This window comes from Massilia glaciei, assembly GCF_003011895.2.
Lineage (GTDB): Bacteria > Pseudomonadota > Gammaproteobacteria > Burkholderiales > Burkholderiaceae_D > Telluria_A > Telluria_A glaciei.
The window spans coordinates 1-21,584 of record NZ_PXWF02000024.1; the positions used below are offsets into that span (position 1 = coordinate 1).

Annotated in this window: 25 protein-coding genes and 1 tRNA gene; 12 read left to right on the forward strand and 14 right to left on the reverse strand. The window is 65.0% G+C overall.

Features of this window, described 5'->3' with window-relative positions; translation table 11 throughout:
- Nucleotides 1-113 precede the first annotated feature (113 nt).
- Complete coding sequence (gene rpmG, locus C7C56_RS01690; protein WP_197422130.1) at nt 114-284, reverse strand: 50S ribosomal protein L33; 171 nt, start codon at nt 282-284, stop codon at nt 114-116.
- A 10-nt stretch (nt 285-294) separates the two neighbouring features.
- Entirely contained in the window at nt 295-531 is a 237-nt protein-coding gene (gene rpmB, locus C7C56_RS01695) for a 50S ribosomal protein L28 (protein WP_106755773.1), read from the reverse strand.
- 407 nt (nt 532-938) lie between these two features.
- On the opposite strand from rpmB, the gene C7C56_RS01700 reads away from it, so the two are divergent.
- A complete protein-coding gene (locus C7C56_RS01700) occupies nt 939-1,481 on the forward strand; it encodes a hypothetical protein (protein WP_146204234.1) in 543 nt (180 codons plus the stop codon).
- Between the two features lie 57 nt (nt 1,482-1,538).
- Here C7C56_RS01700 and C7C56_RS01705 read toward each other — a convergent pair whose 3' ends face one another.
- Both C7C56_RS01705 and radC read right to left on the reverse strand, forming a co-directional pair.
- A complete protein-coding gene (locus tag C7C56_RS01705) occupies nt 1,539-1,943 on the reverse strand; it encodes a hypothetical protein (RefSeq protein ID WP_146204235.1) in 405 nt (134 codons plus the stop codon).
- 175 nt (nt 1,944-2,118) lie between these two features.
- Entirely contained in the window at nt 2,119-2,793 is a 675-nt protein-coding gene (radC, locus tag C7C56_RS01710) for a RadC family protein (protein ID WP_106755776.1), read from the reverse strand.
- Nucleotides 2,794-2,900: 107 nt separating this feature from the next.
- Between radC and C7C56_RS01715 the strand changes: the two genes are divergently transcribed.
- The 6 genes from C7C56_RS01715 (at nt 2,901) to C7C56_RS01740 (ending at nt 8,602) form a co-directional block, all read left to right on the forward strand.
- Entirely contained in the window at nt 2,901-3,356 is a 456-nt protein-coding gene (locus tag C7C56_RS01715; RefSeq protein WP_106755777.1) for an FKBP-type peptidyl-prolyl cis-trans isomerase, read from the forward strand.
- A gap of 41 nt (nt 3,357-3,397) precedes the next feature.
- Complete coding sequence (gene ispH, locus C7C56_RS01720; protein WP_229457890.1) at nt 3,398-4,393, forward strand: 4-hydroxy-3-methylbut-2-enyl diphosphate reductase; 996 nt, start codon at nt 3,398-3,400, stop codon at nt 4,391-4,393.
- Nucleotides 4,394-4,887: 494 nt separating this feature from the next.
- Nucleotides 4,888-5,817, forward strand: coding sequence for a branched-chain amino acid ABC transporter permease (locus C7C56_RS01725; protein ID WP_106755779.1), 930 nt, complete (start codon nt 4,888-4,890; stop codon nt 5,815-5,817).
- Nucleotides 5,818-5,841: 24 nt separating this feature from the next.
- Nucleotides 5,842-7,065 carry an ABC transporter permease subunit gene (locus C7C56_RS01730; RefSeq protein ID WP_106755780.1) on the forward strand — a complete coding sequence of 408 codons (1,224 nt, stop codon included), beginning with the start codon at nt 5,842-5,844 and terminating at the stop codon, nt 7,063-7,065.
- 41 nt (nt 7,066-7,106) lie between these two features.
- Entirely contained in the window at nt 7,107-7,880 is a 774-nt protein-coding gene (locus C7C56_RS01735; protein WP_106755781.1) for an ABC transporter ATP-binding protein, read from the forward strand.
- Complete coding sequence (locus C7C56_RS01740; RefSeq protein ID WP_106755782.1) at nt 7,877-8,602, forward strand: ABC transporter ATP-binding protein; 726 nt, start codon at nt 7,877-7,879, stop codon at nt 8,600-8,602. Before C7C56_RS01735 ends, C7C56_RS01740 begins: the two co-directional genes overlap by 4 nt.
- Nucleotides 8,603-8,735: 133 nt before the next feature.
- Here the strand turns inward: C7C56_RS01740 and phaP are convergent, their stop codons facing one another.
- Nucleotides 8,736-9,302 carry a TIGR01841 family phasin gene (gene phaP / locus C7C56_RS01745; protein WP_106755783.1) on the reverse strand — a complete coding sequence of 189 codons (567 nt, stop codon included), beginning with the start codon at nt 9,300-9,302 and terminating at the stop codon, nt 8,736-8,738.
- 488 nt (nt 9,303-9,790) lie between these two features.
- Between phaP and C7C56_RS01750 the strand changes: the two genes are divergently transcribed.
- Both C7C56_RS01750 and pbpG read left to right on the forward strand, forming a co-directional pair.
- Complete coding sequence (locus C7C56_RS01750; RefSeq protein WP_106755784.1) at nt 9,791-10,486, forward strand: nitroreductase; 696 nt, start codon at nt 9,791-9,793, stop codon at nt 10,484-10,486.
- A gap of 154 nt (nt 10,487-10,640) precedes the next feature.
- A complete protein-coding gene (gene pbpG / locus C7C56_RS01755) occupies nt 10,641-11,693 on the forward strand; it encodes a D-alanyl-D-alanine endopeptidase (RefSeq protein ID WP_106755785.1) in 1,053 nt (350 codons plus the stop codon).
- 82 nt (nt 11,694-11,775) lie between these two features.
- Here the strand turns inward: pbpG and C7C56_RS01760 are convergent, their stop codons facing one another.
- Complete coding sequence (locus tag C7C56_RS01760; RefSeq protein WP_106755786.1) at nt 11,776-12,555, reverse strand: IclR family transcriptional regulator; 780 nt, start codon at nt 12,553-12,555, stop codon at nt 11,776-11,778.
- Between the two features lie 172 nt (nt 12,556-12,727).
- Between C7C56_RS01760 and C7C56_RS01765 the strand changes: the two genes are divergently transcribed.
- Nucleotides 12,728-13,114, forward strand: a complete 387-nt coding sequence (locus C7C56_RS01765; protein ID WP_106755787.1) for a diacylglycerol kinase — start codon at nt 12,728-12,730, stop codon at nt 13,112-13,114.
- Between the two features lie 377 nt (nt 13,115-13,491).
- Nucleotides 13,492-14,265 carry a sulfite exporter TauE/SafE family protein gene (locus C7C56_RS01770; RefSeq protein ID WP_106755788.1) on the forward strand — a complete coding sequence of 258 codons (774 nt, stop codon included), beginning with the start codon at nt 13,492-13,494 and terminating at the stop codon, nt 14,263-14,265.
- A 276-nt stretch (nt 14,266-14,541) separates the two neighbouring features.
- On the opposite strand, the gene C7C56_RS01775 is transcribed toward C7C56_RS01770, so the two are convergent.
- From C7C56_RS01775 to C7C56_RS01795, 5 genes are all read right to left on the reverse strand, one after another.
- Nucleotides 14,542-15,588, reverse strand: coding sequence for an aldo/keto reductase (locus C7C56_RS01775; RefSeq protein ID WP_106755789.1), 1,047 nt, complete (start codon nt 15,586-15,588; stop codon nt 14,542-14,544).
- Nucleotides 15,589-15,607: 19 nt separating this feature from the next.
- Entirely contained in the window at nt 15,608-16,648 is a 1,041-nt protein-coding gene (locus tag C7C56_RS01780) for a quinone-dependent dihydroorotate dehydrogenase (protein WP_106755790.1), read from the reverse strand.
- Nucleotides 16,649-16,705: 57 nt separating this feature from the next.
- Complete coding sequence (locus tag C7C56_RS01785; RefSeq protein ID WP_106755791.1) at nt 16,706-17,434, reverse strand: arginyltransferase; 729 nt, start codon at nt 17,432-17,434, stop codon at nt 16,706-16,708.
- 144 nt (nt 17,435-17,578) lie between these two features.
- The gene (gene aat / locus C7C56_RS01790) at nt 17,579-18,313 is read right to left on the reverse strand and encodes a leucyl/phenylalanyl-tRNA--protein transferase (RefSeq protein WP_106755792.1); all 735 of its coding nucleotides are present in this window, start codon (nt 18,311-18,313) and stop codon (nt 17,579-17,581) included.
- A 7-nt stretch (nt 18,314-18,320) separates the two neighbouring features.
- On the reverse strand, nt 18,321-18,917 hold the full coding sequence (locus C7C56_RS01795) for an NUDIX hydrolase (protein WP_106755793.1): 597 nt from the start codon (nt 18,915-18,917) through the stop codon (nt 18,321-18,323).
- A gap of 204 nt (nt 18,918-19,121) precedes the next feature.
- Here C7C56_RS01795 and C7C56_RS01800 point away from each other — a divergent pair.
- A tRNA-Met gene (locus C7C56_RS01800) sits at nt 19,122-19,198 on the forward strand.
- 64 nt (nt 19,199-19,262) lie between these two features.
- Here C7C56_RS01800 and C7C56_RS01805 read toward each other — a convergent pair.
- From C7C56_RS01805 to C7C56_RS01815, 3 genes are all read right to left on the reverse strand, one after another.
- Nucleotides 19,263-19,859, reverse strand: a complete 597-nt coding sequence (locus C7C56_RS01805) for a hypothetical protein (protein WP_106755794.1) — start codon at nt 19,857-19,859, stop codon at nt 19,263-19,265.
- A 128-nt stretch (nt 19,860-19,987) separates the two neighbouring features.
- A complete protein-coding gene (locus C7C56_RS01810) occupies nt 19,988-20,875 on the reverse strand; it encodes a DNA-3-methyladenine glycosylase family protein (protein ID WP_106755795.1) in 888 nt (295 codons plus the stop codon).
- A 111-nt stretch (nt 20,876-20,986) separates the two neighbouring features.
- Nucleotides 20,987-21,584, reverse strand: a 598-nt coding sequence (locus C7C56_RS01815; protein WP_146204236.1) for a DUF3471 domain-containing protein, incomplete at its 5' end; no start/stop codon positions are given.

Genomic DNA, 21,584 nt, shown 5'->3' on the forward strand with positions numbered 1-21,584 from the left:
CTGGCGTTGTGTGTAACGATATGGGCAACACCCGCGCGGCGCGGCGCCCCAAAACAAAAGAGCCGCGCACTTTCGTGGCGGCTCTCCTGGTACTTGAATTCTGGGATCGGGGATTACTTGATCTTGGTTTCTTTGTACATGACATGCTTGCGTGCCTTGGGATCGAACTTCATGATCTCCATTTTTGCAGGCATCGTGCGCTTGTTCTTGTCGGTGGTGTAGAAGTGACCCGTGCCTGCAGTCGATTCCAGCTTGATTTTGTCGCGGCCAGTTTTTGCCATGATAGCTCCCTAATTAAACTTTAACGCCACGGGCGCGCATGTCGGTCAAAACGGCATCGATGCCGACTTTGTCGATGACGCGCAGACCGGCGTTGGACAGACGCAGGGAGACCCAGCGGTTTTCAGATTCAACGAAAATACGACGATTTTGCAGGTTAGGCAAAAAACGACGCTTCGTTTTGTTGTTGGCGTGGGAGACGTTGTTACCAACCATCGGTCCCTTACCCGTAACTTGACAGACACGTGCCATAGCGCACTCCTAAATAAACTTCCACATGCGGGAAAAACGAGAGTATAGCGCGAAAAGCACAGCTTAATCAATGACTTGTGAAAAACAAGTGTGTCACGCCACGACATAGAAATTTAACAATTTGGCGGCCGCCGCCTTCGACGCCCGGGGAGCAGTGTTTCCAAGCGAACATCGCCGCGCGGCGCCCCGGATTTGCCCGTGTTCGGCGGAGGAACGCGCATGTGGGGCGGCGACAACAAAACGGCCGGGCGCGCCGACGTCGACAGGGCCCGCGCCAGCGCGCGCGGGTGGCGGGCCGGACCCGTGTCGCGTGTTGGTCAGTCGGGGATTGCAAGGCTTGAACTACTCACAGCGCCAAAGTAGAATCAGTAGCGAATGGAAACGAGCCATCGCCTAAAGGAATGACAATGCGGAAAGTACTGGCAATTTTGGTCGCGGCGCTGACGTGCGCAGGGGCCGTCCACGCGCAAGAGGCGGAGCCAAAACAGACCGTGCAAGGGGCGCATAGGTTCTTCGAGGAATTGGCAAAGGCCAGATTGCTGAAGGTCGATTTTTACGATGCGCATTACAAGCAATGGAATGTGAAGGACCAGGCGCATCACGAATTGCCGGGCGTGCCTAAAACATTCTTCAAATGGAGCTACAACTCGAGCGCCATCAAGTCCTTTAAGCCCCAGCCGACCAACCAGTGCCTGAGCAAAATTCAATACGAAAAGCAGATCGCGCCGCACCTGCCCCGGGATGAACAAGCGACATGGATCCACTATATTGACTGGTCCGACGTCAAGTCCGTCGACGCACCCGGGAACAGCATCCGAATCCAAAATTTGACCAATGAGTTAAATCCGGTGGGATTCACCTTTCCGACCCGCGAGCTGACGCTGCGTGCCCAGTACGCGGCGGAATTTTTAAAATTCAACTGCGACAAATTGCCGGTCACGGGATTCTGATCGCGGCGCGACTGGCGCCACGGCTCGGCAGTCGGCAGGCGGCAGGCGGGGCGGGCCTTATTGCCGCGCTACCGGTGAAAATCCATTGCCGGCCTTGGAGGTCGGCGCCTTCGGCCGCGCACGGTCGGCTGTCAACTTCAGCTGGTAGAGTTTCTCGGCCTCGGCGCGGCGCGTTTTCGTGACCTTCCACTCATCAAACTGGTCCTTTTTCTTCTTCGCTTCGGCGGCCAGCCTGGCTTCGCGCGCGGCCCGGGCCGCCTCCTCGTTCGCACGGTTGATCGCTTGTTGCCTTGTTCGCTCGGCGGCGGCGCGGTGGTACATCTGCTTTTCAGCGTCGGTCTTGCACGCGGCAAGATAATTCTCGCATTTGTAATCGGGCACGCCGTACGACAGGACATCTCCCGCGAACGCCTGCGGGGTGCAGGAAAGCAGTAAAACCATGGGGATCATGATTCTGTTCATAAATACTCCAGAGTAGGGCGCGGGAACGCCAGGCGCCAGCGTGCGGTGTCGCTGGTGTCGTTGAAGAGGGGCGGGCCGTTGGCGCATTGCCTAATAGTACCGATCTACTTGCCATGCCGCCAGTTTCTTGTGCCGACGAGGGCGCGGTTTCGCGCGGTGGCCCATGTGGCGGGCCCTACATTTGCCCATGTTCGGCGAAGGAATGCACGTGTGGGCCGGCGACGACGAAATGGTCGAGCACGCGCACGTCGACCAGGGCCAGCGCCTGCGCCAGCGCGCGCGTGAGCAGCAGGTCGGACTCGCTCGGCTCGGGCGCGCCCGAGGGGTGGTTGTGCGCCAGCAGCACGCCGGCCGCGTTGTGGGCGAGCGCGGCCTTGACGACCTCGCGCGGATAGACGCTGGTGTGGGTGAGGGTGCCGCGGAACATCTCCTCGCAGGCGATCAGGCGGTTTTTGACGTCGAGGAACAGCACGACGAAGGACTCGTGCGCCTTTTTGCTCAATGTCAGGCGCAGGTATTGTTTGACGGCGTCGGGCGAACAGAGCGCCTGCCCGGCGCGCAATTGTTCACCGAGCGCGCGCTGGGCCAGCTCCATGACCGCCTGCAGCTGGGCGAACTTGGCCGGGCCGAGCCCGTGCACCGCGCAGAACTGGGTGCAGCTGGCGCCGAACAGGGCGTTGAGAGAGCCGAAGTGGGTGATGAGATCGCGCCCGAGCTCGACCGCGTTCTTGCCCGGCACCCCCGCGCGCAGGAACAGGGCCAGCAGTTCGGGGTCGGACAGGGCGCGCGCGCCGTGCGCGATCAGGCGTTCGCGCGGGCGCTGCTGGGCCGGCCAGTCGTTGATCCCCATCACCGCATCCTTGGTTGACGGCGCCCGCGGCGCCCCTTTTGCCGGCCGATGCAGACGCCCGGGCACGGGTGGCTTACAATATCGGTTTGCAAGCTTTGACGATCACTATGACCACTGTTTCCCCCGCCCTCGTCACGCCGACGGCCTACCTGACCCTCCATTATCGGCTCGCCACGAGCGACGGTACTGATCTGATCACGACGTTTCAGGGGAACCCGGCGACCCTGATGCTGGGGCAGGGCCAGCTCGCGCCCTTCCTCGAGGATTGCCTGCTCGGCTTGCCCGAGGGCAGCCACAGCAATTTCACGCTGGCGCCGGCGCAGGCCTTCGGCGAGCGCAACGACGAACTGGTGCGCGTGGTCTCGCGCGCCACGCTCGACGACAACTCGGCGCCCGGGGCCGACTACAAGGTGGGCGACCTGGTCGATTTCGCCGCGCCCGGCGGCGGGCGCTTCGCCGGCGTGCTGCGCGAGCTCGGCGAGCGCGAATGCCTGTTCGACTTCAACCACCCGCTGGCCGGCCAGTCCCTGCAATTCGAAGTGAAACTGATTTCGGTCCTGTAGCCGCCACCCGGCGCTCGGCCCCCACAGCAGACAGGAAACCCATGAGCACACCACTGACAACCCCGATGGACGCCGACCTCGTCGCCAGCGTCGACGCCCAGATCCTGTTGGCCCAGCCGCGCGGCTTTTGCGCCGGGGTCGACCGCGCGATCGAAATCGTCGAGCGCGCCCTCCAGCAATTCGGCGCGCCGATCTATGTGCGCCACGAGATCGTCCACAACGCCTATGTGGTCGCCGACCTGCGCGCCAAGGGCGCGATCTTCATCGAGGAGCTCGAGGACGTCCCGGCAGGCAACACCCTGGTGTTTTCGGCGCACGGGGTGTCGAAGGCGGTGCGGGCCGAGGCGACGGCGCGCGGCCTGACCATTTTCGACGCCACCTGCCCCCTGGTGACCAAGGTGCACGCCGAGGTCGCCAAGATGCGCCGCAACGGCTGCGAGATCGTCATGATCGGGCACGAGGGGCATCCGGAGGTCGAGGGCACCATGGGCCAGGCCGAGGAGGGCATGCACCTCGTCGAGACCGTGGCGGACGTGCAACAGCTCTCAGTCAGGAACCCGCAAAACCTCGCCTACGTGTCGCAGACCACGCTGTCGGTCGACGACACGGCCGACATCATCGAGGCGCTCAAGCTGCGCTTCCCCGACATCATCGAACCCAAAAAGGGCGACATCTGCTACGCCACCACCAACCGTCAGGAGGCCGTCAAGTTCATGGCGCCGCTGGTCGACGTGGTCATCGTGGTCGGCAGCCCCAACAGCTCGAACTCGAACCGCCTGCGCGAGGTGGCCGAAAAGAAGGGCATCCCCGCGTATATGGTCGACAACGCGACCCTGATCGATCCGCGATGGATCATCGGCAAGCTGCGCATCGGCGTCACCGCCGGCGCCTCGGCGCCCGAGGTGCTGGTCGACGAGGTCATCGCGCGGCTTAGGGAACTCGGCGCGCGCAGCGTGCGCGCGCTCGACGGCGTCGAGGAGCATGTGACGTTCCCGCTGCCCAAGGGGCTCGACGGCGGCGTCAAGAGCGCGCTTTGACAGGCCGCGCCGGCGGGCACGTCGTCCCACGCGCGGGCGCTGCCGTCCAGGATCGGAAGCCTTGACGTGGCAATGCGCCGGCATGGCCATTGTGTCGCTTCAGAAATCGTCTCGTCCCGGGCCTGAAGAGTCGAACTGCGCGTATGGGCAGGCTCGGCATGGGGCAAACGCATGCGTTTGCACTTTCGCGGGGATGACGGTGGTTGTTTTTTCGGTCAATGTCTAGTGCGCACTTCCTTCCGCGGCATCAAGCCGCCGCGCCCCCGCCACCCCTCACGCGGCCGAATAATATTTGGCACTCCCCGGATTTTCCGGTATTACTTTTTACCAAACCTCGCTATCATGGCGACGCTTGGAACATTTGTCACAGAATACGCTTTTGCGTGCGGCGAAGCTTGCCCGCACGCTCGTAAATACCGTCAATCCAGGAGCGGCACACGGGTTTTCCCGGGTGCCGTTTTTGTTATATCGAAATAAAGTGAGGCAGGCGAATCATGGATACATTTATCCAACAGATTATCAACGGGCTGGTGATGGGCAGCATGTACGCGCTCGTCGCCCTCGGCTATACGATGGTGTATGGCGTGTTGAACTTGATTAACTTCGCGCACGGCGACGTGCTCATGGTCGGCGCCATGGTCGGCCTGACCATCATCGGCCTGCTCGATAATTTCTTTCCGGGCCTGCCCGGCTACGTCCAGCTGATGCTTGCCATCCTCGGCGCCATTCCGGTCTGCATGGCGGTCAATGTGCTCATCGAGCGGGTCGCCTACCGCCGCCTGCGCAACGCGCCGCGGCTGGCGCCCCTGATCACCGCGATCGGCATCTCGGGCCTGTTGACCACGTTCTCGATGATGATCTGGGGCCGCAGCCCGCTGCCGTTCCCGCAACTGCTCTCGAGCGAGCCGATCGCCATCGGCGGCGCCGTCATTTCGCAGACCCAACTGCTGCTGCTGGCGCTGGCCACCCTGTCGATGGGCGCGCTGGTGGTGCTGGTCGAAAAAACCAAGATGGGGCGCGCCATGCGCGCCACCGCCGAGAATCCGCGCGTGGCCGGCCTGATGGGCGTGGACGCGAACAAGGTGATCGTCACCACCTTCGCCATCGGCGCCGCGCTCGCGGCCGTGGCCGGGGTCATGTGGGGCGCCAATTACTCGTCGATCGGCTTCGCGATGGGCTTTTTGCCGGGCTTGAAGGCGTTCTCGGCGGCTGTGCTGGGCGGCATCGGCAACATCTACGGCGCGATGATCGGCGGTTTGCTGCTGGGCCTGATCGAGGCGCTCGGCGCCGGCTACATCGGCGACCTCACGGGCGGCTTCTTCGGCAGCCACTACCAGGACATATTTGCGTTCGTCGTGCTGATCCTCGTGCTGACTGTGCGTCCGTCCGGCATCATGGGTGAACGCGTGGCCGACCGCGCCTGACCGAGAACTGAATAAGGAACTTCCATGGCTCTCCTCTCCTTCGACGTCCAGCGCGACAAGCGCAAGGCCTATATCAGCATGGGCGTGGTGCTGGTGCTGATGCTGATCTTCCCGTTCGTGGCGTCCCAGTTCGGCAACGCCTGGGTGCGCATGATCGACATGGCGCTGCTGTTCATCATGCTCGCGCTGGGCCTGAACATCGTGGTCGGCTTCGCCGGCCTGCTCGACCTCGGCTACATCGCCTTCTTCGCCGTCGGCGCCTACCTGACCGGCCTGCTCGCCTCGCCCCAGTTCGCCGCGCTGCTCGAGTCGATCGTCTACAACTATCCGATGCTAGGCGAGTTCCTCGTCAGCGTGCTCGGCGAACAGATCCGCGACGAGGGCATCCACCTGTCGGTGTGGATCATCGTGCCGCTCGCGGCCGCCGTGGCGGGCCTGTTCGGCGCGCTGCTGGGCGCGCCCACGCTCAAGCTGCGCGGCGACTACCTGGCCATCGTCACGCTCGGCTTCGGCGAGATCATCCGCATCTTCATGAACAACCTGAACGACCCGATCAACTTCACCAACGGCCCGCAGGGCATCAACGGGATCGACCCGATCCGCATCTTCGGGGTCTCGCTCGCGGGCGAGCCCGGTTCGCAGGCGACCGTGGTGCTGGGCGGATTCTCGATGCCGTCCGTGAACGCGTATTACTTCCTGTTCCTGTTCCTGTGCGTGGCGACCGTGTTCGTGACCTCGCGCCTGCAGCATTCGCGCCTCGGGCGCGCCTGGGTCGCGATCCGCGAGGATGAGATCGCGGCCAAGGCGATGGGCATCAACACGCGCAACATCAAGCTGCTCGCGTTCACCATGGGCGCCTCGTTCGGCGGCGTCGCCGGCGCCATGTTCGCCTCGTTCCAGGGCTTCGTCTCGCCCGAGTCGTTCGGGCTGACCGAGTCGATCGTCGTGCTGGCGATGGTGGTGCTCGGCGGCATCGGCCACATCCCCGGCGTGATCCTCGGCGGCGTGCTGCTCGCGGCGATGCCGGAGTTGCTGCGCTTCGCGGTCGAGCCGCTGCAGGTGTTCCTGTTCGGCGAGGTGCTGCTGGCGGCCGAGGTGTTGCGCCTGCTGATGTACAACCTGGCGCTGGTGCTGATGATGCTGTGGCGCCCGGCCGGCCTGTGGCCGGCCCCGCGCCACGAGGACCGGCCCGACGCCGACACCGACAAACCCGAACCGGCCACCGGCGTTGTGAGCCTGGCCAAATGAGCGGACAGACCATGGGCGAACAGACAATGGGTGAGCAGACAATGGGTGAGCAGATCATTCTGAACATCGCCAACGTGAACAAGCGCTTCGGCGGCCTGCAGGCCCTGACCGGGGTCGGCATCAAGATCATGCGGGGCCAGATCTACGGCCTGATCGGACCGAACGGGGCCGGCAAGACCACCTTCTTCAACGTCATCACGGGCCTGTACCAGCCCGACTCGGGCACCTTCGAGCTGGCCGGCAAGCCGTATTCGCCGTCGGCCCCGCACGAGGTGGCCAGGGCCGGCATCGCCCGCACCTTCCAGAACATCCGCCTGTTCGGCGACATGACGGTGCTCGAGAACGTGATGGTCGGCTGCCACGTGCGCACCCACCAGGGCGTGTTCGGCGCCGTGTTCCGGCACAAGGCGGCGCGCCTCGAGGAGGCGGCGATCCGCGCGCGCGCCCAGGAGTTGCTCGAGTTCGTCGGCATCGGCAAGTTCGCCGGGCGCACCGCGCGCCTGTTGTCGTATGGCGACCAGCGCCGCCTCGAGATCGCGCGCGCGCTCGCGACCGAGCCGCAGTTGCTCGCGCTCGACGAGCCGGCGGCCGGCATGAACGCGACCGAGAAGCTGGCGCTGCGCGAGTTGCTCGTCAAAATCAAGCAATCGGGCAAGACGGTGCTGCTGATCGAGCACGACGTCAAGCTGATGATGGGCATGTGCGACCGCATCACCGTGCTCGAATACGGCAAGCCGATTGCCGAGGGCGTGCCGGCCGACATACAGAAAAACCAGGCCGTCATCGACGCCTACCTCGGAGGGGCGCACGCATGACCGGCCAAAACGTTCTCAAAATCGCGGGCCTGAAGGTCTCCTACGGCGGCATCAAGGCGGTCAAGGGCGTCGACCTCGAGGTCAACCAGGGCGAACTGGTGACCCTGATCGGCGCCAACGGCGCCGGCAAGACGACCACGCTCAAGGCGATCACGGGCACTTTGCCGCCGTGCACCGTCGAAGGCACGATCGACTACATGGGCGCCTCGCTCAAGGGCGCGACCTCGTTCCAGTTGGTCGAGCGCAAGCTGGCGATGGTGCCGGAGGGGCGCGGCGTGTTCACCCGCATGACGATCGAGGAAAACCTGCTCATGGGCGCCTACACGCGCGACGACAAGGCCGGCGTGGCGGCCGACATCGAGAAGTGGTACTCGGTGTTTCCGCGCCTCAAGGAGCGCTGCGCGGCCATGGCCGGCACCCTGTCGGGCGGCGAGCAACAGATGCTGGCGATGGCGCGCGCGCTGATGAGCCATCCGAAGCTGCTGTTGCTCGACGAGCCGTCGATGGGCCTGGCGCCGATCATGGTCGAGAAGATCTTCGAGGTGATCCGGGATGTCTCGAAGCAGGGCATCACGATCCTGCTCGTCGAGCAGAACGCCAAGCTGGCGCTGGAGGCGGCGCACCGCGGCTATGTGATGGATTCGGGCTCGATCATCATGGGCGGCAACGCGGCCGACATGCTGCACGATCCGCGCGTGAAGGCGGCGTATCTGGGGGAATAGGCCCGGCGCCCAGGCGGGCGTTTGCCAAATGCGTTGCCACATGCGTTTCCAAATAAAAAAAGCCACGCCATGTAAATGGCGGGGCTTTTTTGTCGCCCGGCACCGGCGCGGGGCCGGGCGGGCTGCTGGCCAATTACTTCTTGGCAGCTTTTGGAGCGGCTTTCTGGGCAGCTTGCGTGAACTGGCTGACGGCCGCGTTCATGTTCGTTTCGAGCGTCTCGACCGCTTGCTTGGTGGTCTTGGTCAGTTGCTCGTAGCCGGCGTTGGCGTTGCCGATCGATGCCTTCAGGGCGGCGACGACGTTTTCCGAACCGGCCGGCGCGTTCTTGCTCACTTCGTCGACCAGGGAAACGACCTTGCGGTTGGTTTCGGCGATCTGGACTTCGGCGGCCTTGGTGAACTCGGCTTGGGTGCCGGCGGCGATGGCGGCCACCTGGCGGGCGTAGGAAACGGCCTTTTCAGCGTTTGGCTGGGCTTGCGCGCCGGCCAGCGAGAAGAATTCTTGTGGGTCTTTGGCCGACATCAGTTGGCGCGCGGCAGCTTGCGACTCTTCGAGCGAAGCGCGGGCGGCGGTGATGTTCAGTTCAACCAGTTTCTCCATGCCTTCGAACGTCTTGGCGGTCAACGACGAGAAGATCGCGAATTGCGATTCAAAATTGGCTTTGGTGGCGTTCGAAAACTGCTCAGGGATTGCAAACATAAAATTCTCCAAATTGGGGTGAGTATTGTTGATAAATGTTGCGTCAAATCGGTGAAGCAGGTGAATCTGAATATCTCAGGCTGAACAAACATTGTGCAGCGCAACAAGACCCATTTTAATGACTTTAAAAAACAAGTCAAGCGGAATTTGTGCAGTGCACAACGTGGTGAGTTGGGCGCGGAAGGCGCCAAAACAGGCCTCTCCCATAGGGGAAATGACGGACTTGCCGGCGCCCGCGGGGGCGCCGGCGCCATTTTTTATTAAGCTGCAATGTTGATTTATATCAAACTAATGGCGGAATGCTTGCTGCGTCGCGCAACAGTTGGTGATCGCGTCAAGCCAAGCCAAGCCAAGCTCCGGCGCTTGGGAGCCGCCCCCATCGCGCATGCGGACCGGCCGGGGGCGCGCCAAGTACAGCCAAGTACAATGCACGCTTGGGACGGGCAGCGCCACGTCGGGCAAAACACGAAAACAACCAGGAACACGCCATGATCACCAACCAACAGCAGCAAACCGTCGATGCCGCCATCAGCTCGCGGCGCTCGATCCGGGCTTTTTTGGCCACCCCGGTCGAGCGCGCCGACATCGAACGCATCCTCGAGGTGAGCGCGCGCGCGCCGTCGGGCACCAACACCCAACCCTGGAAGGTGTATGTGCTCACTGGCGCGTCCAAGGCGCGCCTGTCCGACGCCATCACGGCCGCCTACCTGGACCCGGCCGCCGCCGCCCTGCACACCGAGGAATACAACTACTACCCGCGCGAATGGACCTCGCCGTATATAGACCGGCGGCGCAAGGTCGGCTGGGACCTGTACGCGCTGCTCGGCCTCACGCGCGACGACAAGGCCGGCATGGCGGCCCAGCACGCGCGCAACTATCGCTTCTTCGACGCCCCCGTCGGCCTGATCTTCACGATCGACCGCGTGCTCGAGCAGGGTTCCTGGCTCGATTACGGGATGTTCCTCGAAAATATCATGGTCGCCGCGCGCGGCCGCGGGCTCGACACCTGCCCGCAGGCGGCGTTCACCCAGTTCCATAAAATTATCTCCGAACAACTTGCGCTGCCGCCCGGCGAGATGGTGGTGTGCGGCATGGCGCTCGGGCACGCCGACCCCGCGAAAATCGAAAATTCCCTGGTCACCGCGCGCGAGCACGTTTCGGGCTTCGTCCAGTTTCTTGAATAAGCGCGTACACTGTTGAAATACAAGGAAATTTAATTTCCAAAAGGCCATTGTTTAAACTCAAGGAAACCCGGCTTGCACGATTGGTTTCTTGCGCATGGTCTGCTTTTTGCTACACTGAAATTGTTCTGCTCTGTCCGCTTCAAAGGAAATACCGATGTTTAAGCTTGCGTTAAGCGCTCTCCTGTCCATGTTGTTTTTCTTCGCTCCGGCCCCGGTTGAGGCGAAGGCGGGGGCAGGAGCGTCGTCGGCTTCCAAAAAAGTCCAGAAGGCCCAGAACCAAAAGCGCGTCACGCGCAAGGTGCTGACCAAGCGCAAGGCGGCGCGCGCGCAGTCGGCCCGGCGCACCGTCAAATACCGCGGCGGGCGCAAGCAGGCGATGCAACGCGTTGTCGTTTCCGCCCCCGCCCGCAGCTTCATGACCATGGGCGACCGCGCCGGCCTGAACCTCACGCGCGACCCGCTCGACCTCAAATCGAGCGCCGCCTTAGTGCTCGACCAGGCCAGCTCCGAAGTGTTGTTCGAGAAAAACGCCAACATCGCCCTGCCGATCGCCTCGATCACCAAGCTCATGACGGGCCTGATCGTGGTCCAGGCCAAGCAGGACATGAACGAGCTGCTCACCGTGAGCGAGGACGACATCGACCACGAGAAGGGCACCGGCTCGCGCCTGCGCATCGGCACCCAGCTCAGCCGTGGCACCATGCTGCACCTGGCGCTCATGAGTTCCGAGAACCGCGCCGCCTCCGTGCTGGGGCGCTACTTCCCGGGCGGGCGCGCCGCGTTCGTCGCCGCCATGAACACCAAGGCGCAACTGCTGGGCATGCGCGACACGCGCTATGTCGACACCAGCGGCCTGTCGAGCCGGAACGTGGCCAGCGCGCGCGACCTGGCCCGGCTGGTCGTCACCGCCCACACCGAACCCCTGCTGCGCCAGTATTCGACCGATCCGAAGTCCTTCGTCGACGCCAGCGGACGCACCTTGCAGTACTCCAACACCAACCATCTGGTGGCCAATCCCGAGTGGGACATCGGCCTGCAAAAAACCGGCTTCATCAACGAGGCCGGCCGCTGCCTCGTGATGCAAACCATGATCCAGGGCCGCGCCGTGGTCATGGTGTTCCTCGACTCGAAGGGCAAGCAGTCGCGCACGGCCGACGCGGGACGGATCCGCAAGTGGCTCGAGGCGATCAGCCCGCCCGGCATGTAAGGTTGCGCGCATAAGGTCCGCGGCTATGTTTGCAGGTATAAAAAAGGGCGCCGACGGCGCCCTTTTTTGATCCCGCGCCGCCCTACAGCGGCGGCATGTAGCCGAGCGTGGCCGAAATCTGGGCCGCGGTGCCGGTCAGGTCCTCGAGCCACTCCTCCTGCAGGCGGTCGGCCGGGGCCGAGATCGACAGCCCCGCGATCAGCTTGCCCGAATCGTCGTGGATGCCGGCCGCCATGCAGCGCACGCCGAGCTCGAGCTCCTCGTTGTCGCGCGCGTAGCCGCGCGCGCGCACCAGACTGAGCTCGCGCTCGAGCTTGGCGAGGTCGGTGATCGAATTCTTGTTGTGGCCGGCCAGCCCGGTGCGCGTGGCATAGGCGCGGATCGCCTTCGGCTCGTCGACCGACAGGAACAATTTGCCCGTCGAGGTCAGGTGCAGCGGGCCGCGTCCGCCGATCGCGCGCACCACCTGCATGCCCGAGCGCTCGGAGAAGGCGCGGTCGATGTAGACGATCTCGTCGCCCTGGCGCACCGACAGGTTGATCGTTTGCTGGGTTTTTTTGTGCAGCGCGCGCATGAAGTCGAGCGCCGCCTCGCGCACCGACAGCCGGCTCTTGACCACGTTGCCCAGCTCGAGCAGGCGCATGCCGAGCCGGTAGGTGCCCGGTTCGACCCGGTCGACGAAGCGCGTGATGACCATGTCGTTGAGGATCCGGTGCGCCGTCGACGGGTGCAGGCCCGACACCTTGGACAATTCCTTGAGGCTGACGGGGTCGCTGTAATTGGCCAGCGCGTCGAGCAGGGCGACCATGCGTTCGATCACCTGGATCGAGGTTTTGGCCGGTTCGAGAGATTCGATTTTCATAATGTGGTTGGTGCGGTGCAGTATTCGTTCCCTCTTTATACCACATTGTGAAAAGATGTGGCAATCGCGCGCGTCAAGGCGCAATTTGCCGCCGAATCGCGGCCCCGGCCGGGCATAATGCAATATTGCATAGTTCGCCCCCGTGTTTCGCCCACTTTTTTGAGAATCCCCCATGGAACAACCGGTCAGCCAGTTCAAGAGCAAGAGCGGCCTCAAGCGCATCTTCGCCGCCTTTTTTTACTCGATCGACGGTCTCAAGTCGGCCTGGAACAACGAGCACGCGTTCCGCCAGGAGGTCGTGCTGGCGGCCATCGGCACCGTCATCGCGCTGATGCTCAAGATATCGGCGTTCCAGAAATTCGTACTGATCGGGGTGCTGGTGCTGGTGCTGATCGTCGAATTGCTCAATTCGGCGCTCGAGGCTGTGGTCGACCGCATCTCGCTCGAGCACCACCCGCTGTCGAAGAACGCCAAGGACTACGGCAGCGCCGCCGTCGCGCTCACGGTCTGCCTCGCGCTGGCCGCCTGGGGCCTGGTGCTGTTCTACCGCTTCTACTGAGAGGCTGAGAGTCTTTCGATCATGCCCGCTCATCACGCCAGAAAGCGCCAGTTCGTCGTTGCAAATGCTCGCCATAGCCCGCTATGGCTGTGCTTTGCGCCTCGATCTGCCGCTTTCTGGCGGGCTGCTCGGACACGCCCGAAAAACTCTCAGCCTCTGCCCCGCCGCTTCTACTGACCCGCCGCGGCGCTGCCGGCCCGCGCCCGGCCGCCCGGTGCGGCCCGCCCCCGTCCGGCGCCGGCACAGGCGGTCAACCGGCATAAATCAACCGGCATAAATCAACCGGCATAAATCAACCGGCATAAGCAAATAAGTAAGCTGTCGTTTGGATTGGACAGGGGACCGGTTACGCTCGTCCATACTTTGGAAGGGTCTTCATGCTATTGACGTACATTATTTCGGGATTCGCGGTCGGGCTGCTGGTCGGCATGACCGGCGTGGGCGGGGGATCCCTGATGACGCCGCTGCTGACCTTGTTTTTCAACGTGCCGCCCGCGGTCGCGGTCGGCACCGACCTCGCGTTCGCCTCGATCACCAAGGCGGCCGGCACCTTAACGCACCGCCTGCGCGGCACCGTCAACTGGGACATCGTCAAGCGCCTGTGCTGGGGCGCCCTGCCGGCGGCGGTGCTGGCCACGTTCGCGCTCAAGTACTTCGGCACGCTCGACAAGCAAATCGGCCAGATCATCCGCTATTCGATCGCCGGCTCGGTGCTGCTCACGGTCGTCGCGCTGCTGTTCAAGGGCAAGATGCTCAATTGGATCAACACCCATCCCGAGCGCCAGTTGCGGGGCCGGCCGCTGGCGATCGCCACCATCGTCTGCGGCGCCGTGCTCGGCGTGCTCGTGACGGTCTCGTCGATCGGGGCCGGCGCCATCGGCGCGACCTTGCTGGTGCTGCTGTACCCGCGCCTGACGGCGGCCGAGGTGGCCGGCACCGACATCGCCTACGCGGTGCCGCTGACGGCCATCGCCGCCTTCGGCCACTGGTGGCTCGGCTCGATCAACTGGACGCTGCTGGCGACCTTGCTGCTCGGCTCGGTGCCTGGCATCACGCTCGGCTCGTGGATCGCGCGCTCGGTGCCCGAACGCTTCCTGCGCGGCCTGCTGGCGATGACCCTGACCGGGGTCGCGGCCAAGCTGATTTTCTAGGAGCCTGTCGGGCTTAGGGAGTCGAAGCGAAACGGTCGAGGCAAAAAAAACGCTGGGCGAGGACAGATTTTGACGATTTCGCAGTGCCAATAGCGAGCTATTGGCCGAGAAAACGGCGAAATATGTACCGTCCAGCGCTTTTTGCAGCCGACGATCCTAAGTCCGACAGGCTCCTAGGCCATGCAAAAATGTATCACCAGCGAGCGGGTGATACATAAATAAATAGAGACAATGAATAAAGGCGCCCGGGGGCGCCTTTTTCACGTGTGCGTGCGCTCACTGGCCCGGATCGGGGCGCCGCATGTGGATGGCGTCGATCGCGTCGATGACCTTGGCCGACAAGGTGATGCCGGCGGCGTTGATGTTTTCTTTCAGCTGGGCCATGGTGGTCGCGCCGATGATGGTCGAGGCGACGAACGGGCGCGAGTAGCACCACGCCAGCGCCATCGCCGCCGGCGTCATGCCGTTGGCGCGCGCCAGCGCCGCATACTCGGCCGCCGCCGCCAGCACCGCCGGACGCACGTAGCGCGGGCTCCATGACGGCGGGAAAATCGTCAACCGGCCGTGCGCCTTCGGGTCGTCGAGGTATTTCGCGCTCAGTTGCCCGAAGGCGAGCGGGCTGTAGGCGAGCAGGCCCACGTTCTCGCGGAAGCAAACCTCGTCGAGCAGGCTGGTCTCGAAACCGCGCGCGCTCAGGTTGTACAGGTTCTGGAGCGTCGCGATGCGCGGCAGGCCCTTCAGTTCCGACCGCTTGATGTATTCGCACACGCCCCAGGCGCTCTCGTTCGAGATGCCGATGTGGCCGATCTTGCCGGCGTCGATCAACTGGCCCAGCGCGGCCAGCGTGTCCTCGATCGCCACGCAGGCGCGCTCGCGCCCGGGCTCGAAGGCGTGGGCGCCGAAGATCGGGACGTTGCGGCTCGGCCAGTGCAGCTGGTACAGGTCGATGTGGTCGGTCCGCAGGCGGCGCAGGCTGGCCTCGACCGCGGCGCGCAGGTTGGCCGGATCGAGGTCGTTGCGCCCGTCCCGGATCCAGGGCATGCCCGGGGCCGGCCCGGTGATCTTGGTCGCGAGCACGATGTCGCCGCGGCGGCCCGTCTTTTGCAGCCAGGTGCCGATGAAGCGTTCGGTCGCGCCCTGCGTGGCCGGGTTCGGCTTGACCGGGTACATCTCGGCCGTGTCGATGAAGTTGATGCCGCGCTCGAGCGCGTAGTCGAGCTGGCTGTGCGCCTCGGCCTCGCTGTTTTGTTCGCCGAACGTCATCGTGCCCAGGCACACGGTCGACACCTTCAGGCCGCTCGCGCCGAGTGTGGTTTTTTTCATCGCAATCCTTAAGTCAGTGTTAGCCGCGGCGCACGGCCTGCGCGCAGTCGCGCACCAGCGCCGGTCCGGTGTAGATCAGGCCGCTGTAGAGTTGCACCAGCGCCGCGCCCGCGTCGAACTTGGCCTTGGCGTCGGCGCCGCACATGATGCCGCCGACGCCGATGATCGGCAGCGCGTCGCCGAGTTCGGCCTTGAGCGCGCGGATCACCGCGTTCGACAGTTCGAACACGGGCGCGCCCGACAGGCCGCCGGCCTCGTCGCCGTGGCGCATGCCCGCGACGGCCGTGCGGCTGAGCGTGGTGTTGGTGGCGATCACGCCGTCGATCTTGTGGCGCAGCAGCGCGCCGGCGATGTTCTTGATCTGCTCGGCGTCGATGTCGGGCGCGATCTTGAGCGTGATCGGCACGTAGCGCTTGTGACGCTCGGCCAGGCGCGACTGCGCCTCCTTGAGCTGGGCGAGCAGGGCGTCGAGTTCGGACGCGCCCTGCAACTGGCGCAGGTTCTTGGTGTTGGGCGAGGAGATGTTGACCGTCACATAGCTGGCGTAGGGATAGACCTTCTCGAGGCACAGCAGGTAGTCGTCGGCGGCGCGCTCGATCGGGGTGTCGGCGTTCTTGCCGATGTTCAAGCCCAGTACGCCCTCCTTGTTCTGGTAAAACTTCGACGCTTGCACGTTGGCCACGAAGGCGTCCACGCCGCCGTTGTTGAAACCCATGCGGTTGATGATGCCCCTGGCCGCCGGCAGCCGGAACATGCGCGGCAGCGGATTGCCGGCCTGCGCGCGCGGGGTCACCGTGCCGACCTCGATCGAGCCGAAGCCGAGCGCGGCGAGGCCGTCGATGTAGGCGCCGTCCTTGTCGAGCCCGGCGGCCAGGCCGACCGGGTTGGGGAAGGTGATGCCCATCACGGTGCGCGGGTCGGGCGCCGGTTTGCGCACGGCGCGCGTGAGCCCGAGCGCGGCGGCGCGGCGCAGCGCCGGCAGGGTCAGCTTGTGGGCGGTTTCGGCGTCGAGCGCGAACAGCAGGGGGCGGGTCAGGGCGTACAGGAGTTTTTCGGACATGGGGGGCGGTGGTTGGCGGCGGATGCCGGGCATTTTACCCCGCCCGGACCGGCCCGCCTACTTCTCGAGCGTTGCCCAACGGCCGTTGATGCGCGCCTCGAGCGGGCGGAAGTTGATCTTGTAGGCCATTTTGGGGCTTTGCTCGATCCAGTAGCCGAGGTAGACGTACGGCAGCTTGAGCTCGTCGGCCTGGGCGATCTGCCAGAGCACGTTGTAGGTGCCGAACGAGGCGCCGTGGACGTCGGGGTCGAAGAAGGTGTAGACCGAGGACAGGCCGTCGGAGAGCACGTCGATGATCGAGACCATGCGCAACACGCCGTCGGGTTCGCGGAACTCGACGAGCCGGGTGTTGACGCGGCTTTGCAGCAGGAACTGCGCGTACTGGTCGCGGCTGTCCTGGTCCATGCCGCCGCCCACGTGGCGCGTGGTCTGGTAGCGCAGGTAGAGCGCGTAGTGCTCGTTGGAGAAGCTCAGGTTGGCGACGCTGGTGAGCAGCTTGGCGTGGCGCGCGCAAGCGCGGCGCTGGGCGCGGGTGGCGCTGAACTCGGCCGTGCGCACGCGCACCGGGATGCAGGCGTTGCAGCCGTCGCAGAACGGGCGGTAGGTGAAGATGCCGCTGCGGCGGAAACCGCTTTTCACGAGTTCGGAGTAGACGTCGGCGTTGATCAGGTGCGAGGGCGTGGCCACCTGCGAGCGCGCCTGGCGGCCGTCGAGATAGCTGCACGGGTAGGGCGCGGTGGTGTAGAACTGTAGCGTCGAGGAGGGCAGGTCGTTTAAGTGCGTCATGCAGGATGCTTTCGATGCGGATCGATGGCTGTCGGGCTACGGCTTGCGGCTTACGGCTTGCTGCTTGCTGCTTGCGGCTCGGCCTGCGGCCCCTGTTCCTGTTTTTGCTGTTGTAGGTGTCATTGTAATGAAAAAAACGGATTCTTACAGGCCCGCGGCGCGCGGTGTGACGGGATGCCAGTGGCCGATGGCGGGCTCGCCGATGGCCGCCCCGAGGTGCGCCAGAAATGCCTTGCGCGTGATCGGGGCCGCCCCCAGCGAGGCCAGGTGGCTGGTCTCTTGCTGGCAGTCGATCATGGCCACGCCCTGGGTGCGCAAAAACGCGACGAGGTAGGCCAGCGCGATTTTTGAACCGTCGGTCACGCGCGCGAACATCGACTCGCCGTAGAACATGCGCCCGATGCAGACGCCGTAGGCGCCGCCGACGAGTTCGCCGTCGAGCCAGACCTCGGACGAGTGCGCGTAGCCGAGCGCGTGCAGGCCGCTGTAGCCTTCGATGATCTCGTCGGAGATCCAGGTGCCCGGGCCCTCCTTGCGCGGCGCCGCGCACGCGCGCATGACGCTGCCGAAGGCGCTGTCGAAACGCACCTGCCAGCGGCCGTCGCCGCCGCCGGCACCGCTGCGTTCGACCTTGCGCAGCGTCTTGCGCAGGCTGTCGCTGAGGCGGAAGTGGTCGGTCATGAGCACCATGCGCGGGTCGGTGCTCCACCACAAGATCGGCTGGCCCTCGGAGAACCAGGGAAAGATGCCGTGCCGGTAGGCGCTCAACAGGCGCGCCGGCGACAGGTCGGCCCCGGCCGCGAGCAGGCCGGGCGCCTCGAGCGTGAGCGCCTCGGAGACGTCGGGAAAGGGCGAGCTGGTGTCGAGCCAGGGGATCATTTTTTTGTCAGCCGGGTTCGCTATGCGGGTCGCTGTGAAAACGCATCGGTCGGATGATGTCTTGGCTGTGGAAGCCATGGGCGCCGCCGCCCTCCTGCATTTTGACGCGGTCCGCGAAAAACAGTTCAAGTGTCGTGCGGATGGTCTGGAAGGCCAGGTCGTCCCACGGGATCTCGCGTTCGCTGAACAGCTTCACTTCGAGGCTTTCGATGCCGGGCGCGAAATCGAGGTCGAGCAGGCGCGCCATGTAGAACAGATGGACCTGGTGCACCGCGGCCACGTTGAGCAGCGTGAACAGGCCGCCGAGGGCGATGTTGGCGCCGGCCTCCTCCTCGGTCTCGCGGATGGCCGCCTCGGCCGTGGTCTCGTTATTCTCCATGAAGCCGGCCGGCAGCGTCCAGAAGCCGTGCCGCGGTTCGATCGCGCGTTTGCACAGCAACACCTTGAGCTCGCCGTCGCGCTCCCAGACCGGGAGCGAGCCGACCACCATTTTGGGGTTTTGGTAATGGATCGTCGCGCATTGGGCGCACACGTAGCGCGGCCGGTTGTCGCCTTCGGGGATGAACAGGGCAACCGGATGGGCGCACTCGGAACAGAATTTCATAGATCGCCGTGGAATTGAGGAAACGGGGTGGGGACGGATAAACAATGCATTTCGCGTACTTTACACCGATTGGGCGGGCAGTGCCGGGCCGGGAAGCGCCCGGCGGCGATTGCCAAAGCGCGCGCGGGGAACCGTTTCTGTTGCTATCGCACATGCGCGATAGATTGATATTGCCTAATTCCTTGCGGGCCCGTATAATTCGCCTGCGGGGTGGAGCAGTCTGGCAGCTCGTCGGGCTCATAACCCGAAGGTCACAGGTTCAAATCCTGTCCCCGCAACCAAATGCAAAGCCGCTGATCACGCAAGTGACCAGCGGCTTTTTGCTTTTCAGGGTTGGGCGATGAGTCAATCGCCGAAGCTGCGTGCCATGCCGATGCGGAACAATCCGTGTTCCCCTTCGCGGATGCCGCGGATCCGGCTGAAGCTGGCGAAGGCGGTGAGCCCGGCCGAGAACCGGTGCTCGGCCTGCAGGGTGAGCGCGCCGGAGAGGCGGGCGCCGTCTTCGCGCCGCTCGCTCTCGTCGCCCTCGACCATCGCCGCGACCGAATACGTCCAGGTGCCGCTGAAGTGCTTGGCCGCGAGCGCGAGCGCGGGCGCGCCGTCGCCGCCGTTCGAGGCTAGCATCGCCTGCGTGCCGTGCAGCCGGCGCGGCATGCGCAGCGCCACCGTCAGCAGCGCGCGCAGGGGAGGATCGTTGAATTCGGCGTCGGACTCGTTCAAATAGCCGCGCAGTTCGCGCGCGCGCGACTGGCTGCGCGCGTAGCCGTAGCCGAAGCCGAAGCCGATATTGGTGCCCGGGCGCTCCTCGGCGGCGCTCTGGTCGGCGCCGGCGTCGAGCACGCGCCAGCCTGCGTACGCCGCGCCCTGGTCCGCCCCGCCCTTGGCGCTCGCCGCCACCGCACACGTCATCAACAGCAGAAAACAGAGCGTGTTTCTCGTCATGGCAGTCTCCTTTGGGTGGCGGCAAATAATTGCTGGTTATCCAGTCTTGCCAAAGGAGGGCGGGTGCGGTTTGACGAAGGCCAAGGCTTGCACCGTCCGTGTGCTTTTACGACATCTTTACTTGCGGATTAGTCAAGGTCGCGCGGATGCAGGCTGGCCCAGAGGTGGGCCGCCGCCATGGTTCGGTGCGGGCTGTAGCGCGCCAGCAAGGCCTCGGTGCGCGCCATGTCCGGTTTGCTGTCTTCGCCGAGCAGGTGCTGCAGGGCGGCGCGGATGGCGACGTCGCCGTGCAGCGAGCAGTCGGGGTGGCCGTAGCCGCGCAGCAGGGCGTAGTTGACCGTCCACGGCCCGATGCCCTTGACCGCGAGCAGTGATTGCGAGACGGCCGCGATGTCGTCGTCGAGGCCGAGGCCGAGCGCGCCGGCGTCGACCAGGCCGGCCAGGCGCAGCAGGGTCTCGGCCTTCGCGCGCGAGAATTTGCGCGTGGTCAACGCCTCGGGCGCCAGTTGCGCGACCGCGTGCGCCTCCGGGTAGCACCACAGGCCGCTGCTGTGGCGCGCGCCGGCCTGCTCGATGAAGGTGCGGCGCAGCGCGATGGCGAAGGTCAGGTTGATCTGCTGGCCGATGATGGCCCAGGTCAGGGCTTCGAAGATGGTGGCCGACTGTACGATGCGCAGGCCCGGCTGGCGCCGCGCCAGCGCGCCCAGCAGCGGGTCGTCGCGCACGAACCGCAGGAACGGCGCCGGATCGATGCGCAGGCCCAGAATGCTCAGCAGCGCTTGCCGGAGCTGCCCGACCTGGGCCGGCGTCAGAACGCTGTCGGCGTCGATTTCGCAGCGGGCTGCGTCGGCGCCGAGCGCGACGTCGAGCACCACCGGCACGCCGCCGAGCATGACGCCCTTGCGGATGCGCCCGGGCGTGACTTGCTCGGCCAGCCCTTCGGCGTCGCGGCTGTGGAAGGCCAGCACGTCGGCGCTGCGGTAGTCGGCGGGCAGGGGGATCAGGATGGTCGGCACGGTGTCACCTGGCGGCAGTGGTGGAAGACGGGAACGGCACGGCACAAAGCGTGCACCTTAGCATGTGCATGCGCCTTGTGCGTCCGCCGTCGTGATTTGCGACCCGCCGCGCTAATCGGCGAGGCGCGCGCCCGGCATCTCGGCGCCGTTTTGCAGCAGCACCAGTCCGGTCACGGCGCCGTCGCCGCCGCGCTTGATGCGCAACCGGGCATCGACCACCTTGAGGAATAATTCGTCCTTGGCCGAGGCGAACAGGCGGTTGCGTCCCTGTCCGGTCGCCTGCGCATGCAACTGGCCGGCGTCGAGCGTGATGTCCAGATTGAACCCCGGCCCCATCGCGTAGCTGCCCACGTACTGGCGCATCAGGTCGTCGGCCAGCGCCACCTCCGCGCGCTGCGGCGCGGCTGGCGCGGCGGCGTCGACGCGCGGCGCCGGCATGGCGCGCCCGTCCTGGTGCAGCGTGAGCGCGTTGACCTTGCCGTCGGCGCCGCGCGCGAACGTCACGCTGGCGTCGACCACCTTGTAGAAGAATTCATCGGCCTTGCGCGCGAACAGCGGCGCCGGCGCCTGTCCGGTCGCTTGCGCCAGCAGGCCGTCGGCGTCGGCGCTGACCGTCAGCGTGAAGCCGGGCGCCAGTTGGTAGCGGCCGGCGTACTGCGCGAGCGCGGCGGCCGGCAAGCGCGGCGCGGGCGGCGCGCCGGCGGCGCTG

What these genes read in the sequence shown, in the direction of transcription:
- pbpG (WP_106755785.1), top strand. Translation starts at nt 10,641, where the DNA reads ATGTTTAAGCTTGCGTTAAGCGCTCTCCTGTCCATGTTGTTTTTCTTC.
- C7C56_RS01760 (WP_106755786.1), bottom strand. Translation starts at nt 12,555, where the DNA reads ATGAAAATCGAATCTCTCGAACCGGCCAAAACCTCGATCCAGGTGATC.
- C7C56_RS01805 (WP_106755794.1), bottom strand. Translation starts at nt 19,859, where the DNA reads ATGACGAGAAACACGCTCTGTTTTCTGCTGTTGATGACGTGTGCGGTG.
- C7C56_RS01795 (WP_106755793.1), bottom strand. Translation starts at nt 18,917, where the DNA reads ATGAAATTCTGTTCCGAGTGCGCCCATCCGGTTGCCCTGTTCATCCCC.
- C7C56_RS01765 (WP_106755787.1), top strand. Translation starts at nt 12,728, where the DNA reads ATGGAACAACCGGTCAGCCAGTTCAAGAGCAAGAGCGGCCTCAAGCGC.
- C7C56_RS01785 (WP_106755791.1), bottom strand. Translation starts at nt 17,434, where the DNA reads ATGACGCACTTAAACGACCTGCCCTCCTCGACGCTACAGTTCTACACC.
- C7C56_RS01715 (WP_106755777.1), top strand. Translation starts at nt 2,901, where the DNA reads ATGACCACTGTTTCCCCCGCCCTCGTCACGCCGACGGCCTACCTGACC.
- rpmB (WP_106755773.1), bottom strand. Translation starts at nt 531, where the DNA reads ATGGCACGTGTCTGTCAAGTTACGGGTAAGGGACCGATGGTTGGTAAC.
- C7C56_RS01750 (WP_106755784.1), top strand. Translation starts at nt 9,791, where the DNA reads ATGATCACCAACCAACAGCAGCAAACCGTCGATGCCGCCATCAGCTCG.
- C7C56_RS01735 (WP_106755781.1), top strand. Translation starts at nt 7,107, where the DNA reads ATGGGTGAGCAGATCATTCTGAACATCGCCAACGTGAACAAGCGCTTC.
- C7C56_RS01775 (WP_106755789.1), bottom strand. Translation starts at nt 15,588, where the DNA reads ATGAAAAAAACCACACTCGGCGCGAGCGGCCTGAAGGTGTCGACCGTG.
- C7C56_RS01705 (WP_146204235.1), bottom strand. Translation starts at nt 1,943, where the DNA reads ATGAACAGAATCATGATCCCCATGGTTTTACTGCTTTCCTGCACCCCG.
- aat (WP_106755792.1), bottom strand. Translation starts at nt 18,313, where the DNA reads ATGATCCCCTGGCTCGACACCAGCTCGCCCTTTCCCGACGTCTCCGAG.
- phaP (WP_106755783.1), bottom strand. Translation starts at nt 9,302, where the DNA reads ATGTTTGCAATCCCTGAGCAGTTTTCGAACGCCACCAAAGCCAATTTT.
- C7C56_RS01780 (WP_106755790.1), bottom strand. Translation starts at nt 16,648, where the DNA reads ATGTCCGAAAAACTCCTGTACGCCCTGACCCGCCCCCTGCTGTTCGCG.
- C7C56_RS01740 (WP_106755782.1), top strand. Translation starts at nt 7,877, where the DNA reads ATGACCGGCCAAAACGTTCTCAAAATCGCGGGCCTGAAGGTCTCCTAC.
- C7C56_RS01770 (WP_106755788.1), top strand. Translation starts at nt 13,492, where the DNA reads ATGCTATTGACGTACATTATTTCGGGATTCGCGGTCGGGCTGCTGGTC.
- ispH (WP_229457890.1), top strand. Translation starts at nt 3,398, where the DNA reads ATGAGCACACCACTGACAACCCCGATGGACGCCGACCTCGTCGCCAGC.
- C7C56_RS01730 (WP_106755780.1), top strand. Translation starts at nt 5,842, where the DNA reads ATGGCTCTCCTCTCCTTCGACGTCCAGCGCGACAAGCGCAAGGCCTAT.
- radC (WP_106755776.1), bottom strand. Translation starts at nt 2,793, where the DNA reads ATGGGGATCAACGACTGGCCGGCCCAGCAGCGCCCGCGCGAACGCCTG.
- C7C56_RS01700 (WP_146204234.1), top strand. Translation starts at nt 939, where the DNA reads ATGCGGAAAGTACTGGCAATTTTGGTCGCGGCGCTGACGTGCGCAGGG.
- C7C56_RS01725 (WP_106755779.1), top strand. Translation starts at nt 4,888, where the DNA reads ATGGATACATTTATCCAACAGATTATCAACGGGCTGGTGATGGGCAGC.